The 14,857-nt window shown below is 44.0% G+C and carries 14 protein-coding genes; 1 reads left to right on the top strand and 13 read right to left on the bottom strand.

The window, feature by feature from the left end; all coding sequences use genetic code 11:
* Positions 1-9: 9 nt before the first annotated feature.
* The 3 genes from CWO13_RS00535 to moeA form a co-directional block, all read right to left on the bottom strand.
* Positions 10-2,145 (bottom strand): LruC domain-containing protein, encoded by a 2,136-nt coding sequence (locus CWO13_RS00535; RefSeq protein WP_102432964.1) that lies wholly within the window; start codon positions 2,143-2,145, stop codon positions 10-12.
* Positions 2,146-2,398: 253 nt separating this feature from the next.
* Entirely contained in the window at positions 2,399-3,148 is a 750-nt protein-coding gene (moeB, locus tag CWO13_RS00530) for a molybdopterin-synthase adenylyltransferase MoeB (RefSeq protein ID WP_048662564.1), read from the bottom strand.
* A 12-nt stretch (positions 3,149-3,160) separates the two neighbouring features.
* Complete coding sequence (gene moeA, locus CWO13_RS00525) at positions 3,161-4,396, bottom strand: molybdopterin molybdotransferase MoeA (RefSeq protein WP_048662565.1); 1,236 nt, start codon at positions 4,394-4,396, stop codon at positions 3,161-3,163.
* Between the two features lie 216 nt (positions 4,397-4,612).
* Between moeA and folE the strand changes: the two genes are divergently transcribed.
* A complete protein-coding gene (gene folE / locus CWO13_RS00520) occupies positions 4,613-5,266 on the top strand; it encodes a GTP cyclohydrolase I FolE (RefSeq protein ID WP_048659985.1) in 654 nt (217 codons plus the stop codon).
* 467 nt (positions 5,267-5,733) lie between these two features.
* Here folE and CWO13_RS00515 read toward each other — a convergent pair whose 3' ends face one another.
* From CWO13_RS00515 to CWO13_RS00470, 10 genes are all read right to left on the bottom strand, one after another.
* A complete protein-coding gene (locus CWO13_RS00515; protein WP_048659986.1) occupies positions 5,734-6,333 on the bottom strand; it encodes a hypothetical protein in 600 nt (199 codons plus the stop codon).
* Complete coding sequence (locus CWO13_RS00510) at positions 6,326-6,865, bottom strand: YaeQ family protein (RefSeq protein WP_017631131.1); 540 nt, start codon at positions 6,863-6,865, stop codon at positions 6,326-6,328. The genes CWO13_RS00515 and CWO13_RS00510 overlap by 8 nt, the downstream gene beginning before the upstream one ends.
* 506 nt (positions 6,866-7,371) lie before the next feature.
* Positions 7,372-9,342, bottom strand: a complete 1,971-nt coding sequence (locus CWO13_RS00505) for a hypothetical protein (RefSeq protein ID WP_108021085.1) — start codon at positions 9,340-9,342, stop codon at positions 7,372-7,374.
* The gene (locus CWO13_RS00500; protein ID WP_108021086.1) at positions 9,335-10,360 is read right to left on the bottom strand and encodes an OmpA family protein; all 1,026 of its coding nucleotides are present in this window, start codon (positions 10,358-10,360) and stop codon (positions 9,335-9,337) included. Before CWO13_RS00500 ends, CWO13_RS00505 begins: the two co-directional genes overlap by 8 nt.
* 774 nt (positions 10,361-11,134) lie before the next feature.
* A complete protein-coding gene (locus CWO13_RS23570; RefSeq protein ID WP_258186353.1) occupies positions 11,135-11,269 on the bottom strand; it encodes a hypothetical protein in 135 nt (44 codons plus the stop codon).
* A gap of 132 nt (positions 11,270-11,401) precedes the next feature.
* Positions 11,402-13,297, bottom strand: a complete 1,896-nt coding sequence (locus tag CWO13_RS00490; RefSeq protein ID WP_108082339.1) for a hypothetical protein — start codon at positions 13,295-13,297, stop codon at positions 11,402-11,404.
* Positions 13,298-13,334: 37 nt separating this feature from the next.
* A complete protein-coding gene (locus tag CWO13_RS00485; RefSeq protein WP_258182968.1) occupies positions 13,335-13,454 on the bottom strand; it encodes a GpE family phage tail protein in 120 nt (39 codons plus the stop codon).
* A gap of 32 nt (positions 13,455-13,486) precedes the next feature.
* Entirely contained in the window at positions 13,487-13,771 is a 285-nt protein-coding gene (locus CWO13_RS00480) for a phage tail assembly protein (RefSeq protein WP_004737238.1), read from the bottom strand.
* Entirely contained in the window at positions 13,755-14,480 is a 726-nt protein-coding gene (gpM, locus tag CWO13_RS00475; RefSeq protein ID WP_108082338.1) for a phage terminase small subunit, read from the bottom strand. Before gpM ends, CWO13_RS00480 begins: the two co-directional genes overlap by 17 nt.
* Before the next feature lie 11 nt (positions 14,481-14,491).
* Positions 14,492-14,857: a phage tail tube protein gene (locus CWO13_RS00470; RefSeq protein WP_017109406.1), complete on the bottom strand. Its 366-nt coding sequence runs from the start codon at positions 14,855-14,857 to the stop codon at positions 14,492-14,494.

Raw genomic sequence — 14,857 nt, 5'->3', positions numbered from 1 at the left:
CGTCTCTCCTTATGGCTCGTAACATTGGTTGTCTGCTGGTGATGTGTACCAAGTTTGGTTATTGTCACCACCTGACTCTGCCCACTGCTTAAACTCTGGGTAAGCAGTTACGATATCAACGTATTCTTGTGGCCATTCCCACTCTTCTGTTGACGTGATAATCAGTGCCCAAGGGTGGTTTTCTGCTGTTTTGAAATATTTACCTGTTGCTGGGTCGCTATCATCAACACCGATTCCAGAATCAAATAGGTTCACAGTGTCAAAGGCCTCGGTTGGTGCTTGGTCTGGCAAGTGAACTTCCCAACTACGCCCTGGGTGCATCGGTAGGTTGTCGCCGTGATAGTAGCCCGGTGTTGCAAAAATGAAGGGGTCGTAAGGCATGTCTGTCCATGACGCAGTACTCACACCGTCGCCTGATAAGTTGATACCGATTTGGAATGCGAACTGTTCATCTTCTTTACAAGCGTTGCTTGTACGGTAGAAGGCGCATGAAGTATTCGCTTTTTCAGACAAGTCTTCAGCGGCGATAAAGATAGCTTCACTACGACCGTCTTCCATACCTAAATCGGTGAATACGCCATTGTGTTTCATGTATGAGTTAACGGTATCTACCGAGCTTGGTGCAAGGTTTGGTAGGCGAATCGCAAAGCCATTTTTGTAGGTTGCCCCCACAGCCGCTAGGCGACCATCGATGGTAGACTTAACAACCTTACCGTCTTTTAAGATCTCAGTGATGCGATACATGATAACGGCATCATTCATGTCATAGTCGGCTTTATAAGGCCAATTGTCTTCATACGCTAGGGTGGCGTAGCCAGAAGCACTTGGGAAGTAACGAGCCGTTGCGCCATCATTAAGAACATCGACTTGAATATCGACCACCTCACCAGAGGTAGAACCACCAAAGTAGCTCAGGTTAGTTTGTTGGCTGAATCTGAATCGAGCCCAAGTGGTACCCGTTAAGGCATTAATATCGACATTTAAGAATAAGTCGTTCTCACCGGCCGCCAATAAGTAATCGGTAAAGACTTGTTCGTTGGCGCCGTCGAAGCTGCCGTCTTGGTTCCAATCTATCCAAGCTGAAAGATAGCCCGTTGTTGAAGCTTCAATAATTACTTTCGAATCGAGGCCAGCTTCAAGTGCGGTTACGAAGCCGATACCACCATTCGTCCATTCGTCATCAATGCCGACGCTTTCATCCGATTGTGGAGAAACGTATCCATCCAGATCTGCATCTGGTGCATCTGTCCCTAACCATGTGACACCATCGAGTTCATGTCGAGGACCATTACTCGCTAGTAGAGTTAGGTAGCTGTCTGGCGCGTCACCGAAGTCGATGTTTGAATCTTCATCAACAACAGGTGCGTTGGCACAACGAGCACCATCGTTTTGACCAGAAGCTGGGCCATTCGAAACAAATTCAACGGCTGGAACAATACCTGCCGCGATATTGGCAGCGTTGTCTGGAGACAGGTTGATACGGTAAATTTTACCGTCTTGATTTCGCGATACGTAGTAGTAGCCATTGACATCAAAATAGCCAGCACCGAACGTACCTAACTCGCCGGTGTCGCCGATATAGGTTTCGGCACCAGTTGTAGGGTTGAAGCTGTATAAGCCACCAGAGTTATTATCGATACCATATAGAGAGCCATCGCTTGGGTGGAAAGCGAAATCAGTTAATTTCACTGTTGCTGGGCTGCCTGCGATTTTGTTAACGGTAACTGTCGCATTTGGATCAGAATCCAAAGGTGATAGATCAACCGTGAAGAGCCCTTTACCAGTGCGGTACAGGTAGTAAACATGATCGTAAACGTCACCCACATAGAAGGTATGGTCTGTCGGCAGTCCACTGGTGTTGATGACTTCTGCTTGGAAATCCTTGCCTAGGCGCACCAAGCGCTTGTTAGTGGTGTCATAACCGTAGATGTATCTGTCTTCGAAGTCGAAACCGACACCATTGATGTTAGCGTTCATCCCCGTGTCGTCTTCGAGAAGGGTCGTTGAACCAGTCACTAGGTTAACGCCCCAAACTTCCACAGGGGTGGATTGAAAGAGGTATGCCTTACTCGGGCAAGTATCGAATGGCGCTGCGTTGGCGACCAGTGGCGCGCTTAATAGCAAACTTAACGTTGTAATTCTCATATCTACACCCTTGTGATGGAAGGTCTAGATACTTAGTCAAGTAATGTGCCATTTTTAAGCTTATGATTTTATATGTTTTTATTTTTGATAATTCAAGTTCTTGTTGTTTTCTCAAAATGAGAATTCAAATGAAACTAATCCCTTAATAATTATTTCAAATTGATAACCCTGAGTAGAAGCTAAACTTCAGGAATAAAAAAGCCCTGACTTATAGTCAAGGCTTAGGCTCTCGATAAGAGGAGGATGGTTTAGTCTATCCACACACCGAGCAATTAGGCATTTTCATCAAATTCATCTCACGCCAGCTGTGCGACATCGCATCGAGTATCAAAAGCTTGCCTTGCTTTGGTTGCCCGAATTTAGCAATCACCTTAATCGCTTCTAGAGCTTGCGCCGCGCCTACCATGCCAACAACAGGTGCCATTACACCCGCTTCAACACAGCTTAGTGCGGCGTTGCCGAATAGAGCACTCAAGCACTGATAACACGGCGCGTCGGCGTCTTGATAAGTGAATACGCTAATCTGACCTTCCATTCGAATCGCAGCACCAGAGACTAATGGTGTTTTCGATGCGTAACATAGGCGGTTCAACTGATTACGTGTTTCGACGTTGTCACTGGCATCAAGAACAAGAGAGTGAGTTTCAATCAACTTTGCAAGCGCTTGATCATCAAGCCTGTGGTCGACAGTTTCAATTGTCAGATGAGGGTTCAATACCTGCAGCGACTCAGCGGCAGAATCGACTTTCTTCTTACCAATGTCAGCATCGGCGTGAAGGACTTGTCGCTGTAAGTTTGAAAGCTCGACAATATCATCGTCGATCAGTGTCAGCTTACCAATCCCCGCGGTCGCAAGGTATTGAGCAGAGGCACAACCTAAGCCTCCAGCCCCTAATACTAAGATTGAGCTCTGCTTTAGCGCTTCTTGGCCTTCAAAATCAAACTGCTTAAGGATGATTTGGCGGTTGTAGCGAAGCATCTCTGTGTCAGACAGTATTTCCATCAGTGAGCCTCGTTAGTAAAGCGTCGAGTTAAACAGTTGGATCTGAACCGTTTCACCAACTTCAACACGACCGCGTTCGCGCTCTAGTACCACAAAGCAGTTTGCTAAACTCATTGAGCGGAAAGCGCCAGAGCTTTGGTTACCGGTTGTTTCTACGACAAACTGACCGTTTTCAATCGAGTAGATGCCACGTTGGTAATCAGTACGGCCTGGGCCTTTTTTGAATGCAGACTTGGTGATAGCAGGAATAGATTCTGGTGCTGTCCACGCGGTATGACCCGCAAGCTTAGCCAGCATAGGTTGAACCAGTACGTACATCGTCATCATCGCTGATACTGGGTTACCCGGTAGGCCACAGAACCACGCGTTATCCAACTCACCAAATGCGAACGGTTTACCGGGTTTGATTGCAAGTTTCCAAAAACCGATTTGCCCCAGTTCTTCAAGAATGTCTTTAGTGTAATCCGCTTCGCCAACACTTACGCCGCCAGAAGTCACAACCACGTCTGCTATTTGCTGTGCTTTCTCGAACGTCTCTTTAAGTGTTGCAGGGCAATCTGGGATGATACCTAGGTCGATAGCTTCACAACCAAACGCTTCAATCAGCGGTTTAATGCCGTAGCGGTTGCTGTCGTAGATCTGACCGTCTTCAAGAGGCTGGCCTAATGGTTTTAGTTCATCGCCAGTAGAGAAGAACGCGACTTTAGGCTTGTGTAGTACTGTAACGTGGCTTACACCCAGTGAAGCAATCATTGGAATATCACGAGGTGTTAAACGTTCACCGCGGCTAAGTACGATATCACCCTGCTTGATGTCATCACCAGTAGGACGAATGTTATTGTTCAGCTTGATGTCGTCTTGTTGAATCTCAATGACAGCGTCAGTTTCAACCGTGTTTTCTTGCATGATTACGGCGTCGCACCCTTCCGGGATCTTTGCGCCAGTCATAATGCGAATACAGGTATTTGCTGGCCATTCACCTTCAAAAGGTTGACCTGCAAAAGACTTACCCGCTAAAGGCAGCATTTTACCGTTTTCAAGGTCTGCTAAGCGCAGTGCATAGCCGTCCATTGCTGAGTTGTCAAAAGGAGGTACGAAAATAGGGGAAAGAATATCTTCAGCAAGGACATAACCTAATGCTTCAGCAAGAGGCAGAGATAAAGTCGTTTGGATTGGTTTGATTGGTGATAGCAGCTTGTCTAGTGCTTCTTCAATTGGCATTAAGCCGGGAGCGTCGCAACAGCCCATAATTGAAATCCTTTGGTCGTTATTATTTTGATTTGGTGGTTGGCAGCAGTGATTCAATAATGATCAAATTAATACTATTTACCAACGAAATTGCAGCCACTTTAGCATAGTTTAACCCCCGTAAATAATGACCTCCCTTAAAATATGGGTGTATTTATTCAAAATTACGAGTATCCTTGTTTGCCATCCAGAAGGGGCAATAAAAGAGGAAGTTCAATGTCAGGTCTTAGCGAATCAGCGAAGTTGGTTAAAGATGCGCTAGCAAGCCGCGGATTAGAGACACCAATGCGTCCTAATCAGGTTAGCCGAGAAGAGAAAAAGGAACGAATCGAACACCATATGCGTGAGATTCTAACTCTCCTTGAACTTGATCTTACAGACGATAGTTTGGAAGAAACACCACAACGTATTGCTAAAATGTACGTGGATGAAATTTTCTCTGGTTTGGATTACGCCAATTTCCCTAAAATTACGGTAATTGAAAACAAGATGGGCGTTCGTGAGATGGTACGTGTAAAAGATATTACCGTGACCAGTACTTGTGAGCACCACTTAGTGACGATTGATGGTAAAACAGCGGTCGCTTATATCCCGCGTGGGAAAATCATCGGCCTTTCAAAGATTAACCGTATTGTTCGATTCTTTGCTCAGCGCCCGCAAGTTCAAGAGCGCATGACACAGCAGATCCTTGTTGCATTGCAAACGCTATTAGAAACCGATGATGTTGCTGTAACCATGGATGCGGTTCACTACTGCGTAAAATCACGTGGTGTAATGGACGCAACTAGCGAAACAACAACGACAGCATTGGGTGGTATCTTCAGATCAAACCCAGCAACGCGCCACGAATTCTTACACGGCCTGCGTTAATTCGCTTCGTGATTCGATGAGTACGATTTAGCCTCAGCAAATCGGCAACCAAGATTCTAAGCCTCGCTCTCAGCGGGGCTTTTTTGTGCCTGTAATAAAGTTAACTGCATGACTGCGAATGTTGTCATTACCGAGAGTGAAGAAGGAGCGAGTAAGGAATCTGTTTGTCTGCGCTGTTTTCTGATTTTGTATGAGATCCCCGATTCAGTCGTTCCTCCTTCTTGGGGATGACGGAGAAGATCGGTTTGCTCATAAGGGAAAATACGAGGGTGGAGGTTCAGTTTGTATTCTATTGTCAGCCTTTTAGAAGCACACGCTGCCGATCTTGCAGAGTGAGCGACTCAGTCATATTCGTCATTCCCTAAAGCGAGGAACGAGCGTAATAGGGAATCTTTTGGGGCTGAAGAGGAAAAGTACGCTCTATCGAAAATATAGAGCGTAACTAGAAACAACTGCTGGTGGAATGCTTAAGTAAGATTAAACAAACGCTTAAAGCGATGAACAAAACCTGATGGTTTGTTCTCAGCTTGATAGAGGTTCAAGCCATCATAAAAGCTGCCCATGAACTCGACTCGAATCTCGTCATCAGTATTTCTCGAAAGGCGAGACAGTAATGTTGCGGTCGCAGCAGCATGATCATTGGCTAGGCTGTAATCCATTCCTAGTCGTCCTTGAATGAATAACCACAAATGCGTGACTAGTTTTAACTGTTGGGCGTTAGAGTTTTGAAACTTGTCGCTATGTTCAGTGCCCACTGTATTATCGAATACATTTTGCATCGCCTCATTCGCTTCTTTATTACTTTCAAAGCGATAGCTTACATCGATATGTACTTTAGTTAGCAGACCAAGCAACGTCTGACGTGCAGAGTTGTCCGGTTTGTTCTCGCAAGCGTGTTTAAACAGGGCATGATTTTCGTCAATAAAAGACGTTAGCTCTTTCTCAAAACCTGTCGCAATCGCAGTTACTGAGTCTAAGCCAGACTCCTTCAAACAAACGTGAAGTCTGGTTTTAGCTTGTTGGTTTGCTTCAAGCTTTTGCTGATTACTGGTTGGAAGCTCAGTCATTACTCTGCAGCTCTTCCCATGTGACTTCTGCTGATTGTGTATCGCTATTAACGAAAGCAGAGTTGCCTGTCAGCATGACAGAAAGATCCATCGTGCGTTGTGTCATCGCTGCAAGCTGCTCAATACCATCGTTGTCTAGACGAACGATTTGAGCTTTTAGATAACCGAATTTGCCTTTGTTCTGTTCCCACCAAACATTTGATTTAGTGTTGAAGCTGAATACGCGAACTGATTTCGATAGACGAGTTGCCTTCTTAACACGCTCTGGATCGGGTTCGCCGACATCAACCCATTCTAGGATTTGATCATCTAACGACTTCTGCCATAAATCGGGTTCTTCAATGCTAGACAACCCTTTGGTGAACTCAAGTTCAGGAGAGGCATTGATACAGAAAGCCATGATTCGAGCCATCATTCGCTGTTCTGTTTCCGAAGGGTGTTGTGCAACCGTTAGATTAAAAGAGTCGTAATAGTCGCGATTCATATCAGTTAAAGAGATACGAAACTTATAGATTGTGGGTTTGAGAGCCATGTGGTGTAAGGGTTCCAATCGAATGAGGAGTACTATAGGTGTACCAATGAGTTTTTTGAAATCACAGCCTATAGATAAGTTGTGCCTAGTATAAACGAAGTAGAGCAGTTAGCTAGCAAGATGAGGCCTTCGGTACACCTCAATTATTTTAAGTACTCATGGTGAACTAACAAGAAAGGGATCACATGGCAGTAAGGCGTACTTCGTCAATCAAGTCTTGGGCTGAAAGTAGCACTTCGGATTCTTCGGTACTTAGTGGCGCGTTTGCTTGTTGCAGCGCACAAGTAATCAAATTTTAGAAAGAAGCCATAGAGTAACGGAGTGATGCAACCGAATGAATGTTGGCATTATCGATTAGAAGAGCAGGGGTAGAAGAGTACCTAAATATTACGTGAATGCGCTGAAGCTTAAATCTACCTTGGCGAGAATAGAAAATTAAACCCAAATCAACTCATTGAATGAGTTAGTTTGGGTTTTATTCGTTGCTACATTAGTTTCAGTAGAGGTTATATTGAGGTTTCTAGTAACACATCTATTGGATCCAGTTCCGACAGTTCAGCTGACCTCCACCAACCGCCCCCTTCAACCAACACAGACTTATCCTTAAATTGAGTCATGAACTGGAAATAAGATACGAATGTATTCTCTACATCAGCATTTACTGAAGGAGAAAACTCCCCCCAACCTCCTTTGGTTCCTTCATCGGTAATAGCTAAGAAAGATTTCCAAGCTGGTTTTAACGCGGTTATGTCATTATTAACGAGGGTACTTGATCGTTGGGTAATATCACCACCATCAAGCGCAGCTCCCCAAGCAATTGCAGTTCCGTCATCAAGCAGCGCAGCAAATGCTCCACTGTCATAAGCACTACCTGTATTTAATTTAGTGGCGTAAATTTCTTTTGCATTAGTTATAGCTGGAGCTGCTCCAAATACCCCCCAACTCACAACCTCTCCATTTTTCTTCAGCGCTGTAAAAGCTTTAAGGCTCGCAACGATATTTGTCACTCCACCAGTAAAGTCTGCGGAACTACTATCACCACCATAAGGTGTGTTACCCCATGTCACCACGCTATCATCATTTTTGATTGCTGCAAAAGCAAAGCGACTAGCGACGATGGTTTTAACCCCACCTGTAAAATCGACACCAGAGGAATCAGAGCCTAGCCCTAAGCCATTTGAAGGATAGTCAAGTTTTGAATATCCCCAAGCAACTACTGAACCATCATTTTTTAATGCAGCAAATGCGGCTTCATTGGAAAATACATCTTTAATATCATTGTTATCAGCATCGTTGATACTGCCAATATCAGATAGCCCCCATGAAAACACTTTGCCGTCTTTTCTGAGTGCAGTGAAAGAGTAATCGCCAGCAACGACCTTTGTGATGTCATATAACTCTGGAGCTATCAATGCGGGGATGACTCCACCATATGAGTCAGTACCAAACGTAACCACCTCACCTGTAGATTTCAGAGCAGCAGCTGCTGCTCTGTTTCCAACAACTGAAACAACATCTGCATCAATACCTGTTACACCGTAAGAGCTAATATACGGGCCTGAGTATATTAATTTGCCCGTTTCAGTAATCGCGTAATTGTACCAATCCCATGCTGTGCCAATTTTTACAAACTTATCGTTAATATCTAATAGGTCACCGTCATGATTGTTATCATATACACCTAGTCGAACTAGGTCACCGGTATTGAGTAAGCCCCAGAATCCACCGTATGTACCTAAAGCATCAACCAAGAATCTGCGTTTATATGTATTGTGTTCAACTACACTATACGCTTGCCCACTTGTTGAAAATGCTTGGGCAGAAAGCTGTATTTCAGCTCCCACTTCGGACTCGAGAATACTAATTACCCCTCCTTCGATTGCTCGGTCCTCTACAGGTTGACCGTTTACGGTGATAGTGTCACCAAAGGTTCCATTCTTGTTAGTGTCTACTGTCCATTTGTAAACTGTTTTGGATGCATCACAATCGCCACAAACCGAAGAAGCACTAATCGAATTACCAGCAGCCAACTCATCGGATTTAGACAAACTAGTGATTATTGGTTGTTGGACAACTGTGACTTTCGTGCTGCACACCTCAAGACCAACTGTATTTTCAGTACCAATCGCAATAGGTATTACACAAAACTGGATCTCTTTGCCATCTAAGCTCGCATCAATAGTTATAGGTGTTGATACCCCCAACTGATTTCCTAAACCATCTAACCAACGATAAGTGCTAACGCCTTCAGCACGCGTTGGAGTATTTGGATCCGAAAACGTATATTGACCAGTAAGAGTTTCACCTACAGCAACAGAACCATTAATCGCGACCCCTAATGCTTCAGGCTTTATATACGAAACATCACCACCGTCACCATTGCCTTGTATATTACCTTGTGATGGTAAGCCACTGTTTTCCCCACCACACCCAGCCAATAATGCTAGGCTAAAAACATAGAAAGAAAATTTATTCATGTTCTGCCTCAATAGAAAAAGATGGAGAAATAATGTCAACTCTACGATTCATTGCGCGACCTTCAATAGTACTGTTATCAGCTATTGGTGATGACTCTCCCATTCCTTTAACTTGAATGCGATTATCTGACACCAGTTTACTCTTAAAATAATTAGAAACACTTTGAGCTCGTCTCATCGATAGGGCCTGGTTATAAGTCTCAGAACCAACAGAATCGGTGTGACCAATAATAGTAAGCTCTGATTGCTCATTATTTTTAAGGCGTTCTAAAATCGTTTGAAGGTATTTTTCAGCATCAGTTGATAGTTCTGAGCTATCAAAAGCAAAAAGGGTATTACCACTAAACTCGTCAAAAGTTATTACTTTCTCTTCAATAACCTTTATTGGTACGGGGGCTACAGGTTCAGTTATGGTTTCTTCTTCTCCGGCTCCAAATGAATAGGTTAAACCCAAGGTAAGAAAGTTTATATTGGATCCCCCGGTATCCTTGCCACCGACATTATCGAACCACTGATACTCTATTCGAGTCCCCCAATTCCGAGTTAAACGATACTCCAGCCCAGTTCCAAGCATTAATGAAATATCTTTATCTTTTGCGTTCACGGTGTAGTTTAATTCTTTTCCGGTCTTGTCTGCTTGCCAGCCAAGAGCTCCGATTTTTCCGAAAATACTAAGATTTTCTGTTAGGTTAAAATCAGGTTTAAGTCCAAGTTCGATACCTTGAACCTTCGCACTATAAGGCGCTTTAACTGATGGATCATTGAGGCTAGGGTATACCGCTTCAGCTTCACCAAAATAATCATATCCCCCCTCTATAGCTAGCCAGTCATTGATCTTGTAGCCAAGATAGATACCGGCACCTAATTCATCTTGATCACATTCCAAACGGTGCGACTCACAGCCATTGGAGAAATGGGTCCAACCAGTTTTACCTCCTAAGTAGAAGTCGCTATTCGCCGTAGCATTGTATGTAATGCATGAAGCGAACACACAGAACGCAATTTGTCTTATTACCATCAGCTACCACCTTGTAACGCAAATGTTATTAACTTTGTTTTTTTAAATAAGCACTAATCGCCAATTTTCTATAACGTATCACAGTTACATATGCATATTCGAGCGGCTATGGATTGAGCATATATTAAGAACTTCCTAAAAATAACAAATATTTAACAATGATGGTTGATGCTCCCTTTTTTACTTAACTCTGAACGACACTTAAACTTGAACGTAAAGTAGACATTTCTAACTGATAAAACCAAAGATAACCTTTATTTCAAAAGGTTATCTTTTACGGTTATTCGTTCTGTATAATTTATTGTTTAAATTGAAGAAAGCAAAGCCCCCATCACTTAACTCTTATCCAACACAACCCATATTCCATAAACGAATCATTAATCAGTTATTGATAACAAAAAAGTCTAGAACTTTTTCCAATTAAAGTAATGTAATATTGAACCGTAGAAAAATAATACCTATAAACCAGAACTAACAAATTACAATCAATTAATTTAATACATGAGTTATGGTTCTACATTCCCAATAATGATAAATATTATTTTAATGCCTTATTTAGAGGTCACTATATTAGATCTACATCTTTTATGTTTTTTCTAATTACACCATTAATATGCAACTATTGGTATATTGATGTGTAAATATTCGGCAGGAAAATATTACATGGCTGTAAGCAACACTTCTGACTCTTCATTATTTAATGTGGAATTAGACTGGCGTAGTACGTATAAGTAATCGAACTTTACAAAGAAGTCGTAAAGCAAAGGCATGATATTAGGGTTTACTGTTGATATATTGCTCAATACTCTCGTTTGGTAAACAAGCGTACTCTTTACCTCCAAGAGCCTTAACGATAGCCACTCGAACGAATCGAAAAAACGGATCTAGCTCTGGTGGCTTAACAACCATATATACTCCTCCCTCCTTTAAGCTTCATTTTTTAACAAAGCTTGTAAGAACTACAATCACCGTTGCTTGCAACATCGAGCCAGTTAACAGCTAATAAGCCTTTCCTAATGCTTCCCTGACAAGTTCTATAGATTAAAAGCTTGTCGCCATATTCCCCACATCTAAGTTCAAGTCAGTTCCCTTTTCGCTCTTAGCTTTTTCAATTGCGACTGGTTTGTCTGACTTGATGGTCAATGACACTTCAGATTTGCTTTTCACGGTTTGGTTGCCCAGAGGGCTATACGCAGTGCTTTGCTTAATAGGCTGAACCCCTCCAACTTGATAAGCGTGGTATCCTTGCTCGGTTTGGGTTCGCTCAGTTTTATTTTGGGTTTCATTGGTCGTAATGCCAAGCGTCGCGCTCTTATCTTCAATACGGTTGAGTTTAGCGGCTAAGTTATCGACTTCTTGGCCAGCTTCATCAGTTTGAATTTTCCAACCATCAGGGATGAGTGCATCTGGCAGTTTGTTTATTAGCGCTTTGAATTTATCCCATAACCAGCCAATGCCGTCACCAATCCATTTAATGACTTTGTCTAAGCCAATGAACTTATCGATTAAATAAGTGAGCGCGATTACTGCAGCGGCAACCGCGGCCACCATAAGCCCGATTGGGTTTGCCAGAACAGCCGCATTCAAAGCAATCAACGCCACTTTCAAAATGGCGACCGTCGCCAGAATCCCTTTGAAGTTTTGCGCTAACCAAATAAGCCCTTTACCTAGCAGTTCAAAGCCTTGATAAAGACCGTCCACGGTTTGGATTAGCTTTTCGATAAAATCGGTTCGCCAGGCTGCGTTCTTAAATTTCTCAGAAAACTGGGTGAATGCTTTGGTTGCTTTTTCCATGATGGGTGCAAGTGCTGCAAACTTCATAGAGCGAACGCTTTCTTCGATTTTTTGCAAAGCATCGTTGTAGGCTTCCGCTTTCGCCGCATCTTCTGCCGTCGCACCGCCGCCCAATGCATTGAGCTCTTTTCTTGCTGCCGTTAATCCTTCGGTGCCTTCACGCAACATGATCAACATTTTGCGACCGTCTTGTCCAAAGGCCGCATCGGCAAAGGCCATTTGCTCTTGCGGCGTTTCAAGCTGAGAGAACTCTTCAAGGAGCATCTCATAAGCCTGCTTAGTGTCTTTTGCTCCCTGTAAGTCTTTATGCAGCGCGTTCTCACTCTTCTTGAGGTAAGAGCCTAACGCACCTGAGCCCGTTTGTTGCAACACGCCAAGTCGCTTGGTAAAGCGAAGCATGGAGTTAGACAGTGCGTCAGAGCTTACCCCCGCATGTTCAGCTTGGGACTGCATGGCTTGGAGTTCTTGAATGGGTAGAGTTAGGGTCGCCGATGTCTTTGCCAGGTTGTCCATTTCACCTGCAGCGCCATTCACTTGTGTTACTAACCCAGCAAAGCTCAAACCACTTAAAAGCGCGGCGCCTTTTCCTGCCGCTGCAGCGCCGACCTTGGGAAATTTGAGCGAACGGTTCAGCTTTTGAATCGGGCTCATGACTCTTTGTAAGGTGGTATAACGCTTACTAAGCCTGCCAATTTCCTTACCGTGTTTCTTGTAACTTCGATTCAATCGGTCGTATTCATCATCGAGATTTCCCGCATTCACACCTGTCTTTTTTAACTGGGTATCGAGTTTCTCTAAGTGGGATTTATACCCCTCTTGCTCCGTGTTCAGTTTGCTCAGCTTAGCTTGCTGCTTTGTGATTTTCTCCGTTAGGGCCGCACTTGGGGATTCAACGCCTGCCGTTTTTACTTTTAACTCTTCAAGCTTTTCGCTGACCGCAGCAACCGCAATGGCGTTCTTGTCCATTGCTTTTCGTGACGTTTTAAAAGAATCAATCATCCCCATGGCGGCAGAGTCATCAGCCTGTGTTTTCTGTACCTTCTTGATAGATTTGGCGTAATAATCGCTCTCGCCACTCATCCCTTTGAGAACGGCTGAAGTTTTATCTTTCATATCCATGAGAACAGACAATTTCATTTTCATTCTGGATAGCCTTTTGTTGATACAAAAAAAAGAGAGCTTATTCGCTCTCTTGTGGTGTTTGTTCGTGCCTTTGCCTGGCTAGCTCTCGAAACAGTAATAGATCGTCGTAGCTGAGTTTGTCTATTTCGCTTGGAGGCCAATGGAACACAAGGGCGATATCTGCGTAATAGTTTTCAACTCGATCTATTACTATTCCGTCGCGACGAAAAAAGAGGCAAGCGTCGTGAGCAATGGCGCCCAGTTCTCTGGAGGCATATTGATAATGTCACGCTCGTTCAAGCAAGAGATTCGAGGTAATAGGGTTTGTCCCGCTTCAAACTTCATTCCGCACACATCTATCAAGCTCAACCCGCGTAAATGCCCAGAGTGTGGCTTGCTGATATCAATATGCGTAAGCGCTTTGCCGTCTTTTTCAATAGGCGAAGCCAGCTCCGCGACCTTGACTTGTGACTCGTCTTTAATGGGGTTGGTCATAACCAAGCTCCTTTTGTAATGCTTCTAGTTTCTTCTTCACGCCGCCTTTTTGTGGATCTAGCTTCATCACTATCTCAAACAGGTTGTGCGCTTTTTCTTTTTCACCAGCTTCAAAGTGCCAGTCACCGACAAGGCGGAACATTTTCACTTTAAGTGGGGCGTTAGTAGCAAGCTCACCCGCCAGTAAATCATTTACGGCTTTAAGCAGGTATTCGCGCTTGTACTCTTTCTTTTCGGTGTGCGCTTTGTGCGTGTACTTAAATACGTAATCACAGAAGCCCGTTTGACCATTCACTTTGAAATTAGCCGGTGTTTCTAATCCGCCATCGATGGCCGCTCGAAAGTCATCGTGGATCTCTTCAAACTGACCAAGGTCAAAGTGCCACATATAAAAGCACCACATCACATCGAGGTTGCCGTAGTCGCCTTTGTGAGTGTCCAGTAGCTTTTCAACCAATGGTCGGTACTTGTTAATGAGCTCTTGCTTGTACGGATCTTTCTCTTTCGAACCAGACAAGGTGCGCAAGTAGCTTTGGTCTTGCTTAAACACGAGTTGCGTCTTTTCCCAGGGCTTATCAGCAAAAGCGGTGCGAACGGCTTGGCTTATTGCTGACTCGTTTATAGCGTCAACACTGTCGATCGCTTCAAAGGTTTCAACCGGTTCTGGCTTTGCCTTCTGAGCCTCTCGTTTCATCAGTATGGATAACATGGTCTTTCTCCTTACTGCGGGATGAGTTCGTCACCGTTGAAGAGCACTTCAAGCTGACCATCTTTTACCGCAACGGTAAGCGGGTCGACTGTCCATGCGCCTTTCAAGGTGTAAGCGCGGTTCGTGTTCGTTTCTAAAGTGATGTCTTCACCCACAAAATCAGCAATGGCTTTCTCATCGGTGTCTTGAGCGTGAATGATGGTGCATTTAATAAAAGGCGCATCCGAGAATTGCTCAGAGAAACCCAAAGGGCCATCGTCACCCATTATGGTTTCGCGCTTCATGTTGCCGAGGCCATATTCCGCCCCTTCTTTGATGGGAAGGCGCCCCAATGAGCCGGCGTTAAGGACTGCACGGCTAGTAATTTTTGTTCCCAT

It is taken from the genome of Vibrio sp. ZF 223, assembly GCF_003050585.1.
GTDB classification, from domain to species: Bacteria; Pseudomonadota; Gammaproteobacteria; order Enterobacterales; family Vibrionaceae; genus Vibrio; species Vibrio crassostreae.
This window is presented reverse-complemented; position numbering and strand designations above follow the sequence as displayed.